11 protein-coding genes are annotated in these 17,642 nt (G+C 45.4%); 1 reads left to right on the top strand and 10 read right to left on the bottom strand.

Annotated features, from left to right (window positions below; genetic code table 11):
- Positions 1-3 precede the first annotated feature (3 nt).
- The 5 genes from KT990_RS01060 to ftn form a co-directional block, all read right to left on the bottom strand.
- A complete protein-coding gene (locus KT990_RS01060; RefSeq protein ID WP_005172401.1) occupies positions 4-942 on the bottom strand; it encodes an ABC transporter permease in 939 nt (312 codons plus the stop codon).
- A 12-nt stretch (positions 943-954) separates the two neighbouring features.
- The gene (locus tag KT990_RS01065; protein WP_180040307.1) at positions 955-2,961 is read right to left on the bottom strand and encodes a M3 family metallopeptidase; all 2,007 of its coding nucleotides are present in this window, start codon (positions 2,959-2,961) and stop codon (positions 955-957) included.
- 19 nt (positions 2,962-2,980) lie between these two features.
- The gene (locus tag KT990_RS01070; RefSeq protein ID WP_100534764.1) at positions 2,981-4,786 is read right to left on the bottom strand and encodes an ABC transporter substrate-binding protein; all 1,806 of its coding nucleotides are present in this window, start codon (positions 4,784-4,786) and stop codon (positions 2,981-2,983) included.
- A gap of 22 nt (positions 4,787-4,808) precedes the next feature.
- On the bottom strand, positions 4,809-6,566 hold the full coding sequence (locus tag KT990_RS01075; protein ID WP_218208977.1) for an ABC transporter substrate-binding protein: 1,758 nt from the start codon (positions 6,564-6,566) through the stop codon (positions 4,809-4,811).
- Between the two features lie 518 nt (positions 6,567-7,084).
- Entirely contained in the window at positions 7,085-7,549 is a 465-nt protein-coding gene (gene ftn, locus KT990_RS01080; protein ID WP_005095949.1) for a heteropolymeric bacterioferritin subunit Ftn, read from the bottom strand.
- Positions 7,550-7,891: 342 nt separating this feature from the next.
- Between ftn and KT990_RS01085 the strand changes: the two genes are divergently transcribed.
- On the top strand, positions 7,892-8,959 hold the full coding sequence (locus tag KT990_RS01085; protein WP_218208978.1) for an SDR family oxidoreductase: 1,068 nt from the start codon (positions 7,892-7,894) through the stop codon (positions 8,957-8,959).
- A gap of 120 nt (positions 8,960-9,079) precedes the next feature.
- Here the strand turns inward: KT990_RS01085 and rlmF are convergent, their stop codons facing one another.
- The 5 genes from rlmF to KT990_RS01110 form a co-directional block, all read right to left on the bottom strand.
- The gene (gene rlmF, locus KT990_RS01090) at positions 9,080-10,054 is read right to left on the bottom strand and encodes a 23S rRNA (adenine(1618)-N(6))-methyltransferase RlmF (protein ID WP_218208979.1); all 975 of its coding nucleotides are present in this window, start codon (positions 10,052-10,054) and stop codon (positions 9,080-9,082) included.
- 226 nt (positions 10,055-10,280) lie between these two features.
- Positions 10,281-12,320: an NAD-dependent DNA ligase LigA gene (ligA, locus tag KT990_RS01095; RefSeq protein ID WP_218208980.1), complete on the bottom strand. Its 2,040-nt coding sequence runs from the start codon at positions 12,318-12,320 to the stop codon at positions 10,281-10,283.
- 108 nt (positions 12,321-12,428) lie between these two features.
- Entirely contained in the window at positions 12,429-13,421 is a 993-nt protein-coding gene (locus KT990_RS01100) for a cell division protein ZipA C-terminal FtsZ-binding domain-containing protein (RefSeq protein ID WP_218208981.1), read from the bottom strand.
- Position 13,422: 1 nt separating this feature from the next.
- A complete protein-coding gene (gene smc / locus KT990_RS01105) occupies positions 13,423-16,875 on the bottom strand; it encodes a chromosome segregation protein SMC (protein WP_218209364.1) in 3,453 nt (1,150 codons plus the stop codon).
- Between the two features lie 11 nt (positions 16,876-16,886).
- A complete protein-coding gene (locus KT990_RS01110) occupies positions 16,887-17,582 on the bottom strand; it encodes a GntR family transcriptional regulator (RefSeq protein WP_074384116.1) in 696 nt (231 codons plus the stop codon).
- Positions 17,583-17,642 lie beyond the last annotated feature (60 nt).

Here is a 17,642-nt window from a genome sequence, read left to right on the forward strand (position 1 = left end):
CACCTACTTCAACTGTACGCGTGGATCGACCCATTTATAGATCAGATCGGCAATCAGGTTGAATATCATGGTCGCAGCGGCAACATAGACCGTAATCGCTTTAATCACCGGGAAATCCGAACGCTCTACGGCAATAATCACTTCACGGCCAATCCCCGGAATACCAAAAAAACGCTCAATCAGGAAAGCACCGATCAGCAGTGCCGGAAGCCCGGCCATCACGTCGGTAATAATCGGAATCGAAGCATTGCGTAGCACATGCACGCCCAGAATCCGGCTTTCGCCCAGACCTTTGGCCCGTGCAGTACGCACATAGTCCTGATTGACTTCATCCAGTACGAAACTGCGGTACAGACGTAAGGTCGGGGCAATACTCACCACCAGCATAATCAGTACAGGCAACAAGGCGTATTTGAAAAGATTGTCAGCAAAATTATCACTCCAGCCCTGCACCGGAAACCAGCTCAGCTCATAAGCGAGGAAATACTGAAACACAATGATATAGACCAGAATACTGATCGACATACCGATGGTACACAGCATCATGATCATGCGATCGGTCAGACTGCCGCGAACTGACGCCACACCCAAGGCTAAAATGATGGAAATAATGGTTTGCAAAATGGTCAGTGGAATCAGAATGGTCAGTGAGGGTCCCAGACGCGTACTAATAATTTGCGCCACTGACTCGCCGGTACTCCAGCTCACCCCATAATCAAAGGTTAAAATCTGCTTGATGAAAATCCACAGTTGCACATAATACGGTTGATCCACGCCAAGCTGTTGCCGGATGTTTTCAATCTGTTCTGCATTGGCCATTTTACCGGCGAGGATATAGGCAGGATCGCCCCCCACCCAGTTAAACAGCAGGAAGATCAGCAAAATCACCCCGAGCATGGTGGGGATCATTTGCCAGAGCCGTCGAATAATATATGCCAGCATCGCTTGCCTTCCTTAATTTTTTCCAGAGATTTCATTAAAGAAAGCTTTGCTGTCCGGATCACGACCCAGAAAGTCTTTCACCATCTGCTCGCCATGTTTTTGTCCGCCTTGTGCCAAGACCGTATTGCGATAATGCGCACCGACTTTTTTATCCATCAACTGATCGCCAAAGGCAGAGAGCATATCCAGCGCAATCACTTCGGACCACATATAGCTGTAATAACCTGCCTGATAGCCGCCCATCACATGCCCGAACTGTCCCGGGAACTGCTGACCGGGTACATAACCCAAGGCAGTTTTGCTTTCCATCTCTTGCCATAATTTTAATGGGTCGGTCTTGAGGGCATCTTTACTGTGTAAGGCCATATCGTACTGCGCATATAAAGTCTGACGCGCATAATGCAGACCGCGACCATAGTTTTTTACGTCTTTGAGACGCTCAGTCATGGCAGCATCGACACGTGGACAAGCCGGTTCACAATAATCGGCCACTTTTGATAAGGTTTCCAGACGGCGTGCCCACTCTTCATACATCTGTGAAGGTGCTTCCACCAAGTCACGCTCTACCGATGTACCAGACTGTTCGGAATAGCGGGTTTTCGATAAAATCCCGTGTAAGGCATGCCCCATTTCATGCACAAAGGTTTCCAGCTCGTTGCTGTTCAAACCTTTGCGGTTGAAGTTGGTGACCAGTACCGACACCGGACGACGCTGATTCAGGGTACTGCCACCATAGGCGCCCCAGACGGCCGCGTGTCCATATTTACCTTCACGCGGGTATTTATCGACATATAATCCGCCCAAGAATTCACCTGAGGCAGTGTCATGTACCGCATAATATTCCACTTCATTGTGCCAGGCCTTGACTTTCATCGGCCTGAAATCAATCCCGTACAGTTCTGATGACACAGCAAATAACCATTTTTGTGCCGCTTCGGTCGGGAAGTAATCGCGCAGTTTTTCCTGATCGACCTTATATTTGGCCTGACGCAGTTTTTCACTCCAATAGCCCTGATTCCAGCGAGTAATATCTGCTTTCTCTCGTGGAACTTTTAAGGCCTCGGCTTTGAACTGGCGTAACTCCTCTACATCTTGCTTCTCTAAAGGTGCGACTTTGCTATATACATCCTCTAGAAAAGAATTCACCGCTTCAGGTGTTTTTGCCATACGAAATTTAAGGGCTGAATGTGCATAGCTTTCTTTATCAAAAAGTTGGGCCATCTCATAACGCAGATCAATGGCTTTTTTCATAAATTGCAGGTTTTGCTCTGTCCCACGGCGGGTATAAGCCATCTGATAGCGTTTGCGTGCTTCATCACTTTCTGCCAGCTCCATAAATGGCTGGTATTCCGGATAGTCAAAGCCAAGCAGATAATTGCCTTTTTCATTTTTCTTTAACCCCGCCATATAGCTGTCTGGCAGACCTTTCATTTCTGCTGGGGTAAATTCGACTTTATGCGGATTATCACGTACATTTTTGGCGAAATCCTGAGACAGCTTGGTCGATTCTTCGATGATGTCTTTCAGGCGCTTTTGTTTTTCTGCACTGAGTTGTACCCCTGTTTTTTCAAACTGCTCCAGAATATCTTGCAAGAATTTTTGATCAATCGGATCGCTGGCCTTCAGTTTCTTGAACTGGGCATACAGTTTCGGATTCTGGTACAGCGTAGTCTGGTACTTGCTGATTTTCAGCTCACAGTCATCTGCTGCCTGACGCAATGCAGGATCTGGATCGACATTACTATACAATCCGACTGCTGCACCAAAATCCCGGGCTTTGGCATGCAATTCATCCCATTCAGCCAGATAAGGCCCTGCCTTGGCCTTATTTTTAATTTTCTGATTTTCAAATATCTGAATATCTTTTTGCATGCTGGCCAGATTGGCATCACATAAAGATGGAATCTCTGCTGCCTTAAATAATGGCAGTAGCTGCGCTTGAGTCTGTGCCGCTACCCCCTGATATCCCCCCATTATGACTAAACATAAACTACTTAATTTTAAAGACTTCGATTTCATATTTATCTCCAGATTTTTCTTACTTTTTGCTATCAATATCGATGTACATCCACTCTGAAGACAGAATCGGATGGTTTTTATAACCAATGACCCGAGGTTGCGACAAGACATTACGATAGGTGCTATATAGCATCAGTACCGGCATATTCACTTCCAGAATCCGGGACATTTTGCGATAGATTGCATCACGTTCAGGACTGGCTGGCATGCTTTGGGTTTGCTCATACAGGCGGTCAAATTCAGGATGTTTGAAGCAGGCATTGTTGGTGACATTGACATTTTTGCCATAAAAAAGCTGCATGAAGTTGTCGGCATCCGGATAGTCAGCAATCCAGGCCGAGCTTTTAAACATGGTCTTACACTGTTTTTCCAGCTTGATCGCCTCGGCAAATGGCATGGCTTTGCTGACCATCTTGATCTGAATATTGTCCAGGGCTTTTTTCCAGAATTCTGCCTGTTGCTGACCACGACTGGTATTACCGACAATCAGTTCAATCTCTAAAGGCTTACCATCGGGTTGTCTGCGCCAGCCATCGGCCCCGACTTTGTATTGATAACGGTCAAGCAGCATATTGGCCGCCTTGACCGAATAGGGAATACTGCTTTTATAATCCGGTGAATAACCAACCACTCCGGGTGGTACCGGCATCTGTAACTTATTGGCATCGCCCTTGAGCAAGACACTGATCATATTGTCGGTAGAGTAAGCCATGGCCATGGCACGACGTAGCGCAATTTTTTCCTTGCTGAACCCACCGACCACAGGATTCTGCATATTCCAGTAATGGTAGCCAATCAGCGGATCGGTAATCCTAGATAACTGAACCCCTTTTTGTTTTAAGGAGGGTTTGAGTAGCCCATTTTCAAGCGCCTGAACCACCATATCGCCGTCGATTTCAGTCATGTCCAGTTCATTTTTATTAAAGGCCAACCAGCGTGACTGGGCTTCTTCAATGACCCGGATATCAATCGTGCCAATTTGCGGCATTTTTTTGCCTTGCAATGCATCCACAATAGGCTGGTCTTCGCTGCTACTGGCTTTAAAATTCCAGACAAAACTCCGGTAGTTCGGACTGGCTTTTAAAATAATGCGTGAACCCGGAGTCCAGCGTGACAATAAATAAGGGCCTGTACCGACTGGTTTGTCCATCGCAAAGCCTGCTTTATTACGGTACTTTTCAATAACTTCACGGGCAACTGCAGCCGCCGGGCCATGTGCCAGTAACATCGGAAAGTTTTGATCCGGTTGGGTCAGTTTCAGAATCAGGGTATAACGGTCTGGCGTTTGAATGCCTTCAAAGGGGTTTTCATAGACTTTGCCATTCTTTTTGCCTAAGGCGACCCATGCTTCCAGCCCTTTAATCCGGCCATCCAGCAACCAGCTATTTGGTGAATGCAAGTTGGGATCGATCAGACGTTTTAATGAATAGGCATAATCATAAGCCGTCAGTTCACGTTTCTGACCTTTAAAAACGGGATCATCGGCGAAGTAAATGCCTTTTTTGATTTTGATGGTATAAGTGAGACCATCTGCACTGACTTCTGGCATGGCAACCGCGGTATTAGGAATCAGCTTGGCTGGGGTTGCCAGATAGTCATAGCTAAACAGGTTTTCAAAAATCGCGCTATTAACCCGGGCTGAATAGGCATCGTGCGTTGCGGCGGGATCAAATCCGGTTTCTGCCACCGGAAAAACATCCCGAATCACCTTGTTAGGATCTGCAGGATTAATGGCCCATGCAGAAACGATCCCCGAGCAGAGCAAACTTCCCAGCAGAACACTACCCGTCAGTTGCTTGAATTGCTTTGATAAATTTCCCTTCATCATACTCTTCATCTAAATAGGTTTATTTTTTGACTGGTTCAATATCGAGATATTGCCAAACGGAGTTCATGATTGGATGTGCCTTAAAGCCTTTGACCTGAGGATGAATCAGCCAGTTACGCACCCGGGTATTGTGTAAAATCCAGGGATTATCGGCTTCGATTTGCCGGTTCATTTTTTCATAATAGGGCGTACGCTGATCTGGTGGCAGTTTCATGGCAGCCTGATACAGAGCATCATAGGCTTTTGAGGTATAGCAGCTCAGGTTGCCCTGCTGTGCATTTGGGCCATATAAGAGTTGAGCAAAATTTTCACCCTCCGGATAATCTGCAATCCAGGCGCCGCCCCACAGCATATGTTTACATTGCGTGGCTTCTTTCAGGTTGTCGGCGAAATTGCTGATTTTAAATTCAATACGTAGACCAACTGCATCCAGATTTTTTTTCCATAATTCGGCTGCAATCACTGAAGAGCTGGAACTGGTCGAGTTCATTTTCAGTGTCAAAGGTTTGCCATCAGGTAAAGTCCGATAGCCATCTGCACCTTTTTTATAACCGAAACGGTCGAGCAGCTTGTTGGCCAAGAGGGGATTATAGGCAATACTATTTTTATAAGCTGGATTATGCCCATTCACGCCTTCGGGAATGATCATTTCAGCTTTATCTGCATGTCCCTTATACAGCTGTTTAATGGCTTCATTCTGGTTATAAGACAAGGCGATTGCCCGACGCAGAGCGATTTTTTCTAGTGAATTTCCACCGACCACAGGATCGCGCATATTCATGATGGTATAAGTGATTTCTGCGTCTTTATTTGGATAATGCAAAATGCCTTTTTGCTTGTATTCGTTTTTGAGCTGTTTATTGACCAGGGCCTGTTCGGCACCGCTTGCAGTGAGCCGGTCATAATCCAGTTGACCCGATTTCAGCGCCAGCCAGCGCGATTGTTCTTCTTCAATAATACTGACCTTGACCATCCCAATTTGCGGCATTTTTTTGCCACTCATTTCTTTTACCAGACGTTGATCCCAGGCCGTATTTTCACCCTTAAAATTCCAGCTAAATCCCCGGTAATCTGGATTGGCCTTTAATTCAATCCGGCTACGCGGCACATATTTATGCAATTGATAGGGCCCTGTCCCGACTGGATGCTGACCTGCACGCGCGCCATAATGCTCAATGACTTCTCTAGCGGTACCGCTAAAAGTGACATAGGCCATGATATAAGGGAAATTAAAGTCGGAACGCGTGAGCGTGATTTGCAAGGTATATTGATCAAGTGCCTTTAGTCCTGCAATTGGCGCATCGTAATTAAATTGACCAGAACTTTTGGCTTGCTGAATGGCAGCATCTGCACCGAGAATTTTGCCCTCAATAAACGAAAAGGTCGGCGAATGATTTTTAGGATCCATCACCCGCTTCATGGAGTAAATATAGTCCTCGACAACCAGTTCACGTTTTTTGCCCTTAAATGCCGGATCAGCACTAAAGTAAATTCCAGGCTTAATCTTGAAGGTATAGACTTTGCCCTCCTGCTCGATCTTGGGTAAGGCTTCCGCAGTGTTCGGGGTTAAAGTGGCGGGTCGTGCCAGATAGTCGTAGCGTAATAAGGGTTCAAAAATCGCTTCGGCAATACTGCCACTATAAAAATTATAGGTCTTGACCATATCAAAACCGTCATCAGGCGCTTCAAATGCAATATTTAAAACTTTATCTGACTGCGCAGGCGATTTTGCCAAGACCGCCTCCCCCGATCCGATGGTCAGTGCTAAAACGGTCATCTTTAACATTGCTGATTTCAAAGTCATACCTATTTTTATCTTAATGTTTTATTGATCTAGGAAGTTCTTAACCTAACGCCCTATATTTGTTGCAATTTATGAATCAAAGCTGAATAGAGAAATTAAATTGGACAAAGCAAATCTCATATCTTCAAAAACAACTATTTTTTCAACTTCTACCGAGAAAATTTATTTTTATGCACTTGCCCTTATTCTGCCTAACCAAATATTTTTAATGAACCCTTTATGTCATTTTTATCTTTAAAACGCCGATTCGTCTTCTCTTCACACAAAGATAAATAAGCTTTTTTTTAGAGAATTCACATGGCCTTGATCTTAGAACCCAGAAATTCATAATAACCAACTGCTCACTAAATGTCTCTTTATGCAATCATCCTATTCTTTGTGCAATGTTTATCAACCCCACATTGTCCCAACTGAAACCAGAATAGTATTACCCTCAATTTCTACCCCATAAAAAAAACCCAGCATATGCTGGGTTTTTTCTCAATCCGATTTTACATCTGTGATTGAATATAATTTTGCAAGCCAATCAGTTCAATTAAACGCAACTGTTTTTCTAACCAGTAGGTATGGTCTTCTTCAGTATCTGACATTTGCTGGCGCAGCATATCACGGGTGATATAGTCACCTTTTTCTTCGCACAGCTTGATGCCTTGTGCCAGTTTTTCCCGCACATGGTATTCAAGTTTCAGATCGGCTTTCAGGCAGCTTACGACATCTTCACCAATCTCAACGTCATCGCGTTGCATGTTCGGTGTACCTTCAAGGAACAATACACGGCGGATAATCGCATCCGCATGCTGGGCTTCTTCCTGCATTTCATGGTCGATACGTTCAAAGATTTTGGTTAAACCCCAATCTTCATACATCCGAGAGTGAATCAAGTATTGGTCACGAGCAGCCAGTTCGCCACCGATCAACATATTTAAATAATCTACGACTTCTGGATTACCGCGCATTTGAATTACTCCCTGCCTTTATCTGGCTATTATGGAGAAACTCAAAAGATTTTGCAAAGCCTAACATTGGTTAAATATATGATTTTTATATAATTAAAATGAGAAGTACTTGCATTTACAGTTCGATCAAGACTAATTCCCATTTATAAAACAATACTTTGCACTGTCACGACTATTCACTTTAAGCAGAATCTACCGGATAAATGCATCAGTTAAGATTTGTAAGTATTCATTAAAACCCGCAAGATTGCTTATTTTTGTATAAACATCACCGATTTGGCGTACTTAATGCATAAATTTCGCTTATCATTCAGACAAATTTAAAACAACAACGGTTTAAATATGACACATCCACATACAACAGCACCTGTTCTGGTCACCGGTGCATCGGGTTATATTGCCAGCTGGGTCATCCAGAAATTACTCACGCAAGGCTATACCGTACATGCTACGGTGCGTGACCTGAATAAAAGTAAAAGCTTTGCTCATTTAGAAAAAATTGCCGACAGCACGCCGGGAACTCTTAAGTTATTTCAGGCCAATTTATTAAGCCCAGGCTCTTTTGATCAGGCGATGCAAGGTTGTGAAATTGTCTTTCATATGGCCTCGCCTTTTGTGGTCACCAACTATAAAGATGCAGTCAAAGATATTATTGAACCTGCGGTGTTAGGCACTGAAAATGTACTGAATAGTGTCAATCAGACCGAATCAGTGAAACGCGTGATCGTCACATCGAGTATCGCATCCACCTATGGCGATGCCATTGATATTCTACAGACTGAAAATAACAGTTTTGATGAATCACACTGGAATACCACCAGTTCGGCCACGCATCAGCCTTATCCTTATTCCAAAGTCATGGCAGAGCGTAAAGCCTGGGAAATGGCTGAAGCGCAAGATCGCTGGGATCTGGTCTGTATCAATCCAGCGCTAGTCTTTGGTCAATCCCTAACACCAACTACTCAGTCGGGCAGTGTCGAAGTCTTGCAGCAATTTGCCAACGGCATGATGCTGCTTGGCGTTCCACCGATGTGGAATGGCGTGGTCGATGTTCAGGATGTCGCTGAAGCGCATATCCGTGCTGCATTTAATCCGCAAGCGCATGGTCGTTATATCATTTGTAGTGAAAGCTTGAGCCTGCTGGAAATGGGCCAAATTCTACGGGCACATTTTGGCAATAAGTTTCCGTTCCCACGCAATCAACTGCCTAAAGCAGCCTTTAAACTGTTCGGGCCTGTAGCAGGTTTTAGCCGCAAATTTGTAGAACTGAATATGGGTTATCCAATTTTCTTTAATGCTCAGAAAAGTAAGGATGAACTCGGTCTGGAATATCGTCCGGTGAAAGAGAGTCTGGTCGAGCACTTCCAGCAATTACTAGATGATGGTGTGGTGAAAAAATATATTCCTTAATCGTACTAGCTCAAACTTGATCTGACAGTTACCGATTTTTTATTGTGTCTGTCAGATTAAATTTGAGCTACTACAACGACTTATGCGCCCACAAGCTCACTATTCCTGCCTAAAAACAAGCTAAGCAGAAGTCCAACGCGCATTTTTCCACGCTTGCTGTTGCTTTGCATCTAGAAAAGTCCAAGCCACAAAACGACTCTCTTTTTGCCCCTGCGTCATTTTAATGGTTTTTACCTCCACTGCACCGCACTTACGCAAGGTATTTAACAGCATAGGCAATGTGGTTTTCTTAGAAACCAGTGTACTAAACCAAAGACATTGCTCAGCAAACTGTGTGCTCTCTTGTACCATCTGGCAAACAAAGCGTTCTTCTCCACCGTCACACCACAGTTCGTTCTTTTGTCCACCAAAGTTTAACACCACTTTAGACCGATCAACCGGTTTGCCAAGTTTGCGTAATTTTTGCGTTGCTGTGGCATTTGCTTCATCTTGCGAAGCATGAAATGGTGGGTTACACAGGGTCAAATCAAAACGATCTGAAGGTTTAATCACACCTTTGAAAATATTGCTCGGTGTCTTTTGCAATCGAATCTGAATCCCCTTCCTGAGATTTGGATTTGCCTCCACAATAAATTGAGCACTTTTAACCGATGCAGGATGAATGTCTGAGCCAACAAATTTCCAACCATAACTACGATGACCAATAATCGGATAAATACAGTTCGCGCCCACCCCAATATCTAATACCTGAACGGCGTGTCCTGTTGGAATCTGACCTTTATTGCTATCACTCAACAAGTCCGCCAAATAGTGAATATAGTCGGCTCTACCCGGAATAGGTGGACAAAGATAATCTTGAGGAATATCCCAATATTGAATACTATAAAAATGCTTGAGCAATGCTTTATTGAGCATTTTCACAGCTTGAGGATCAGAAAAGTTGACTGAAAGATCGTTATATTGATTCGGGCTGACAAAAGGCGCAAGTTCCGGACAACTCTTGATTAACTGAGGAAAATCGTAACGACTGCGATGCAGATTTCGTGCATGTAATTGCGATTTTTGTTGCAGAAAAGATTTCTTTGCTTGAGCCATGTGTATGTCAATCATCAACGGGAGAACAGAATCAATAAGGCAGGATCTATACCTGCGAATGAATCGATATTGTACGTGAATTCAACTCACATTGCCGAACCCGTCCTTGTATTTGTCTATCCTCCCCCCTCTCATTCACCTATAGTTTTGAACTAGCAATAAAAAAGACACCTCAAGACTCATCATCCTTAGTGTCTTTTTTATTTAAGTCATTGTTTAGAACTGATTAGTCTTCGATTTGCCCATGCTCTTTCATCAGGGCAATGAACTGTTCCTCATTGATGACCGTTACACCCAGCTTTTCTGCCTTGTCCAGTTTAGAACCGGCTTTTTCACCAGCTACCACGCATTTGGTTTTACTGGATACACTGCCGCTGACTCGCGCACCCAGTGCCTGAAGTAATTGAGTCGCTTCATCGCGCCCCATACTGCTTAAGGTTCCGGTCACGACCCAACTTTCGCCATTGAGTGGCTGACGGGTCGGTGCAACTGGCGCATCCCAGTGAATGCCCGCGGCCAGTAAACGGTCTAGAACTTCCAGATTATGCGGTGCCTGGAAGAAATCCAGAATCCATTCAGCAGTAATAGCGCCCACATCCGGAGTTTTCTTTAATGCCTCCAGATCTGCCTGACGCAGTGCCTCCAGTGTCTGGAAGTTATTGGCCAGCATACGTGCTGTGGTTTCACCGACGCCACGAATACCGAGTGCATAAATAAATGCGGCCAATGTGGTTTTCTTACTGTTCTCAATAGAGTCTATTAAATTCTGAACCGATTTGGCTCCCATCTTTTCAATACCGAGCAAGGTCTCACGATGTTCATGCAGGTGGTAAATATCCGAGACATCTTTCAGCAGATTTAGATGCAGCAAAGATTCTGCCCAGCGATCCCCCAGACCTTCAATGTCCATGGCCTTGCGCGAAACAAAATGACGAATCGCCTCAATCCGCTGTGCGGCACAATACAGTCCACCCGAACAACGTGCCAAAGCTTCACCTTCAGGCATCACTACCGGTGAATCACAGACTGGACATTTTTCTGGTAAATGCACTTCAACGGTATCTACCGGACGGAATTCCGGCCAGACTTTTTCGACTTTAGGAATCACATCACCACTGCGGTAAACACTGACCGTATCGCCAATGCGTACATCGAGACGGTGAATTTCACCAATATTATGCAGGGTCACATTAGAAACAGTCACGCCGCCGACCGCGACCGGATTCAAACGCGCCACTGGCGTTAATGTACCAGTACGTCCCACCTGCCAGTTAATATTTTCAACCGTGGTCAGTGCTGCAACTGCGGGGAATTTATAAGCGGTGGCCCAACGCGGCTCCCGGCTCAGAAAACCGAGTTGCTGCTGCTGTTTCAGGTCATTGACTTTAATCACCATGCCATCGATTTCTACACTGAGGCTGGCACGTTCCTCAATGATCTGTTCATAGACTTTTTGCACGTCCTGGATACTGTCACAGATAAAGTGACGCTCGCCAACCGCAAAACCGAACTGATGTAACCATTCCAGACTGGCAGACATTGTGCCTTGCCCATGATGCGGTACGCATTGTGCAATTCCATAAGCATAAAAAGCCAGTGGCCGTAATGCGGCAATATTCGGATCGAGCTGGCGCAAACTTCCTGCCGCGGCATTACGCGGATTGGCAAAGGTCTTTTCACCTTTTGCTGCATTGGCGGCATTCAGTTTTTCAAAGCCCGATTTCGGCATCAATACTTCGCCGCGTACTTCTAACAAATCGGGAATGATGCCATTCACTGCTGATAACAGCTTCGGCAGATTGCGAATGGTTCGGACATTCTGGGTAATGTCTTCACCGGTTTCCCCATCACCGCGGGTCACACCACGGGTCAAGACACCATGCTCATACCACAGGGAAATGGCCAGACCGTCAAATTTCAGCTCAACATCATATTCAATTTTTTGATTCGGCAAACGCTCTTCAATACGGCGGGCAAAAGCAAACAGGTCGTCCTGATGAAAGACGTTGCCCAAGGACAGCATTGGAACAGCATGCGTAACGGTGACAAATTTTGAAAGTGCTTGCCCACCGACTTTATCGGTCGGGCTATCGGACTGGATCAGATCGGGATATTGTTGTTCTAGGGCTTTAAGCTGATGAAAGAGCTGATCATATTCACTGTCTTCAATGCTCGGTTGATCCATCACATAATAAGCATGGTTATGCTTGGCAAGCAGTTGAATCAGTTGACGCATTTGCGCAATGACAGTGGCATCTTGGGTCATAATTTCACCATAAAAAAGGGCGGAAAATCCGCCCTGTAGAATATTCAGCTTTTGGCTATTATAAAAATTGCAGTCTCCAGATTCAACTTGGAGATTGAACAAAAGTGCTTAAACTTCTGTCGGTTGACCGGCACGATAATCAATCGCTTGATGGCGCCAGAATTCACGTAATTGTGGGGTAAATTCCTGCTGGTTCTGATCATAGACCAGACCATCGACTTCACGGGCAATCAGACGTGAAATACTGTCCATGGTATCAAAGGCATTTTGTACATCGCTATGCGGTAAAGCCAGGAAGAAAGCCAGACCTTTGACTTCCTGAGTCGACAATGTTTCCAGATCAAAGCCTTCCATACCCGTATCGGTCATTTGCAGTACCGAAAATAGCAGTTTTGAATCATCTTCACTATAACGGTGGAAACAGGCCAGTTCGCCATAACGCAGACCATATTTGAGTAAAACTTTCAGGGTCTTATCGCCTGAAAGTACACGGCCTTGCGGATAGATATGCAGAGAAATAATGGTTTCAGCACTGGATAACGCACTTTCTTCATCCACTATTTTTTGCTCATGCAAATGGGCATCCAGAATACTGCTTTCATCATTAAATTCAGAAATTTCTGCTTTTTCGATGTTGCTGTTCAGACTAAATTCGGTAGCTGTATCTTTATTTTCAGGCTGGTTATTTTCCGCTTCTACTTCGGCCGGCTTTTGCTCCAGTGATGTTTCGGCTGGTTCTGTAGTTGCAGAGCTTGCCACCACTTCAGCTTCGGTCATTGGACTCGGCTCGACCGCTGCAGCTGTCTCAAGCACTGCTGGCTCAGCCAGATTCGGTTCAGGCTTGCGAAATGCCGAGGGTTTTTCAGGAGCCTTTTCTTCTACGCTCAGGCTCGGCTCTATACGTTGTGCCGGATCTGCGTTCTGCTTTGCCAGTTGCGATCGTACATGCCGAGGAATGACAGGGGTCTGGCTATCCGGATCGATATGCAGGTTAGCATCCAGTGAAGGGACTGCCTCTACAGGTTTTTTGAGCAGCATTCTAATGCCCAACAGCATGATGATAATTGCAATAACAATCCCGATAATGGTGGTGATTTCCATATTATACCTCCGCAGCTAAGCCGTATTCTTTTGCCTGTTCCAAATTTACTGTCACTAATTTTGAGGTTCCCGGTTCAGGCATGGTTACACCTAAAAGATCAGTCGCCATCATCATTGCAAGTTTGTTATGGGTAATATAAATAAATTGCACGTGTTCAGAAAGCTCTTTGACTAAATTACAAAAACGTCCCACATTGGCATCATCTAGCGGTGCATCGACTTCATCGAGTACACAAAAAGGTGCCGGATTTAAGCGAAAAATCGCGAATACCAGTGCCAATGCAGTTAAAGCCTTCTCCCCACCGGAGAGTAATGCCAAGGAGCTGTTACGTTTACCCGGTGGTCGGGCCATCAGTTTTACACCCGATTGCCATCCATCTTCAAGACTTAAACTCGCCTCGCCCCCTTCAAATACTTTCGGGAACAGGTTTTGCAGTTCGGCATTGACTTGATCAAAAGTGTGCATAAACAGTTTGCGGGTTTCCTGATCAATACTTTTCATCGCAGCTTGTAGCTGTTCCACAGTATTTTCCAGATCCTGCATCTGGTGGCTCAGTTCCTCATAGCGTTTCGAGACTTCTTCATATTCTTCAGAAGCCGCCAGATTCACTGCACCGAGCTTATCGAACTGCGCCTGAGCTTTTTCCAGTTTCGCCTGATGGGTTTTGACATCAATAGTTAAACCGCTGATGACTTCATGATTCAGTTCTTTTAATTGTTCTGAATAATGCTGCAAATCAGATTTGGCTGCCTGCCAGGCCAGACGTTTGGCTTCCAGTGCTGTACGCAGTTTTTCATCCTGCTGCTGGAAACTGTGACGCTGTTCAGTCAACTGCTGCTGCTTGCTCTGCACCTGATTTAATTCGATCTGCCAGTCGGCCCAGGTTTTTTGCAGCTTTTCAGTGATCTGCGCCTGTTCATTAAACTGGCTCTGTAAAGCAGGCAATTCCAGCTGTACCGGATCGACAAATTTCTTGGCTTGCTCGATTTGTAGATTAATTTGTTGATACTGTTCTATTAAAAATACCTGATCTTTTTCCAGCAATTCAATCTGCTGCTGGCTCTGTACACTTTGACGGCGTAACAACTCCAGCTCCTGTTGAGCCTGTTGACTCAGCTGCTGCGAGTCATCTAACTGAGTGCTCAATTCTTCCAGCTGGAATTGCAGGATTTTATAATTCGGTAGCGCCTGCTCCAACTTGATATTCAGGGCATGCAGGTCAATTTCCAGATCGTCTTTCTGCATGGCATCTTCTTCTAGCTGCTCATCCAGTTGTTGCAGCTGATGCTGTAATTGCTGCTTCTGTAATGCGAAAGCCTGAGCACTACTTTGAACTTTGGCAATATTGACATCGAGTTGTTGCAGTTGCTTTTGTGTGTGCTTGTACTGCTCACTGATCGTTTGAATCTGGGTTTTTAACTCCTTCATCCGAAGATTCAGTTCAGGCAGCTGCTCTTCAGCCTGACTAAGTTGGGTATTCAGTGCTGATAACTGAAGCTCGATTTCCTCCAGACGGATACGATGACTCAATGCGCCCTGAGCGGCTTGGCTCGATTCATCATAATCCAGCGCAATCACCCAATCAGGCCCAACCTGATAGCCATCCAGACTGAGTAGGGTCTGACCTTGCAAAAGCCCAGTTTGAAGTTTCAAGGCTTGCGCTAATGAATCTACAACTGCAACCTGCTGCCACAGTGAATACTGTGGAGATTCAATCCAGTCGGCCAGAGACAGCGTATTGGCAAGTTGAATTTCATCTTGCACAGTATATGGCTTTAACTGACGCGCCCGATCTTCAAGAAAGTTTTCACCCTCTGCCAGAATCTGGGCAGACAGCCATTTTGCCAGAAACTTTTCGATCAGCTTTGCATGGTCTTTGCCTGCATCGTTGAGCTTAAGTACATGCATTAGCTGTAGTGCATCGGCCTTGGCATGTGGATTGGCTTTGGTCAGCAATTGACTGAGGTTTTTCTGTTCTGAATGCAGCACCTGAATTTCAGATTTTAACTGCATCAAGCACTGCTGCTGTTCTGCCTGCTCGGTCTGAACTTGAGCCAATTGATCTTGCAATACAGTGCGTTGCGCTTCACATGTGAATAGCTGCTGTTCGATCTCAGTCTTGTCTTGTTGATATTGCTCTAGCTCATCTTGTTGCGCTTGATGCTGAATCTGTATGCTCTGTTGCTGTACGGTCTGTTTTTGCTGTTCAATCCGCTCAATATTCTTGGCTAGTTGTTCACTTTGAGCCAACATTTGTAATTTACGCTGCTGCTGCTGTTCGACCTGAGTTTTGATTTGGGCAAATTGTGCCGCGACTGTTGTATGTTGTGATTTGAGATCAGCCAGATTTTGGCTCTGCGCCTGATTCTGGCCATCTTGCTGCTGCAATTGTGCCTGCTGATCTTCAGCTTGTTGCTGCAAGGTATCGAGTTGCAGTTCAATCAATTGCAAACGCTCTTTGGTCTGAGCTTTTTGCTGTTCCAGCTTGACCAGACTGGTGGAATTTTGCTCGAGCAGAGACTGCTTTTGCTGCAAGGTCATTTCCAGTTCGGCCAGTTTTTTCTCGGCCTGTTGCCATTCACTTTGCAAAGGTGTCGATTGCTGAATCAGACGCTGAAACAGTTCACTGGTACGACCTAAATCATGTTCAACCGTAGTCAGCTCGGAACGCACCAGCTTAAAATTATCTCCGAGAGTATTCATCTCCACGGTATATTCTTCTTGCAAGCGCTGGCTTTGTTCACACTGGAAAGACAGGATTTCAATCTTGATGCTGCAAATCTGTGCTTCCAGTTGCTTATATTGAATCGCGCTTTCAGCCTGACGTTTCAGGGTTTTTAACTGAGATTTCAGTTCAGAGGCAATATCTTCCAGACGCGACAGGTTTTGCGTGGTGTGATCCAGATGCAGCATGGTTTCACGGCGCCGTGCCTGATAACGCGAAACCCCGGCAGCTTCTTCAATATAGACCCGCATTTCATCCGGTTTGGCATCGACCAGACGGTTAATCATGCCCTGCTCAATAATCGCATAGGAGCGTGGCCCAAGCCCAGTCCCTAGGAAAATATCGGTAATATCACGACGCCGGCATTTGCTGCCATTCAGGAAATATTCAGACTTGCCATCGCGGTTGACCTGGCGGCGTACTGCCAGTTCATTATAGGCATTATAAGCACCGCCCAGCTTGCCATAGGTATTGTCAAAGCGCAGTTCCACACTGGCCATGCCCACCGGTTTACGCTTGGCAGTTCCGGTAAAAATCACGTCCTGCATGCTGCCACCACGTAGCTGGCGCGCACTGGACTCGCCCATGACCCAGCGTATGGCATCAATGACGTTGGATTTACCACACCCGTTCGGTCCCACCACCGCAGTACGATTATCTTTAAAATGTAAAGTGGTACTGTCGGCAAAAGATTTAAAGCCTGAAAGTTTTAAACTGCTTAAACGCATAGTGTCCTGATTTAACGTCGTGAGCGTCTGGCCCACGCGAGTTCAATTTGTTTCATCCGTGTCAGAGATTCCAACACAAGGTTGCGCAAGTGTCGACAAAAATCTTCCATAAATAAAGCGGCCTGATGGGTTTTTCGTATCAAAATTGCTTCAGTGACCAGTTTAAACAGGTCGAAAGATTCCTGTAACTCACGTCTGGAAATATTCAGGGTCAAAAAATAGCTGCGCCGCAAGCAAGGTAATAGTTCCTGATAGTAGCGCATCAGATAGGGATTTCCGACCATCTCATGCTGCTGGGCCATGCCCTGAAAGATCAGATCATAAAACTTTTCTGTATGTCCTTGGCGAGTTTCTGCGTCTAATTGTTCTAATAATAGCTGAATGCGCTCGGCTTCATGACTTCGCCAGGTTTCCGCCATCCGGTGCACCATCTGTCCGAGTAATAATGAAGTGATGTCAAATAAGGCACGAACCTGCAAGGCCGACATTTCCGATACAATTGCACCACGACGCGGATAGATTTCAATCAGTTGGGTACGTTCCAGCAACAGCAGTGCTTCACGGACCGAGCCGCGACTGACGTCCAGCTCGGCAGCAATCCTGAGTTCCTGTATGCGTTCGCCTTCGACCAGCTCACCGCGAATAATCTGTTCACTGATATGCTTGGCAATCTGCTCAGACAAACTGTGCGCTTCTTCTAATGCCATACCATTCCTGTCTTTATTTTTATGGATACTGGTTTAGCCCTTCACTCGGACTATTGCACT

The sequence above is a fragment of the Acinetobacter sp. F9 genome, assembly GCF_019195275.1.
GTDB lineage: Bacteria > Pseudomonadota > Gammaproteobacteria > Pseudomonadales > Moraxellaceae > Acinetobacter > Acinetobacter pseudolwoffii.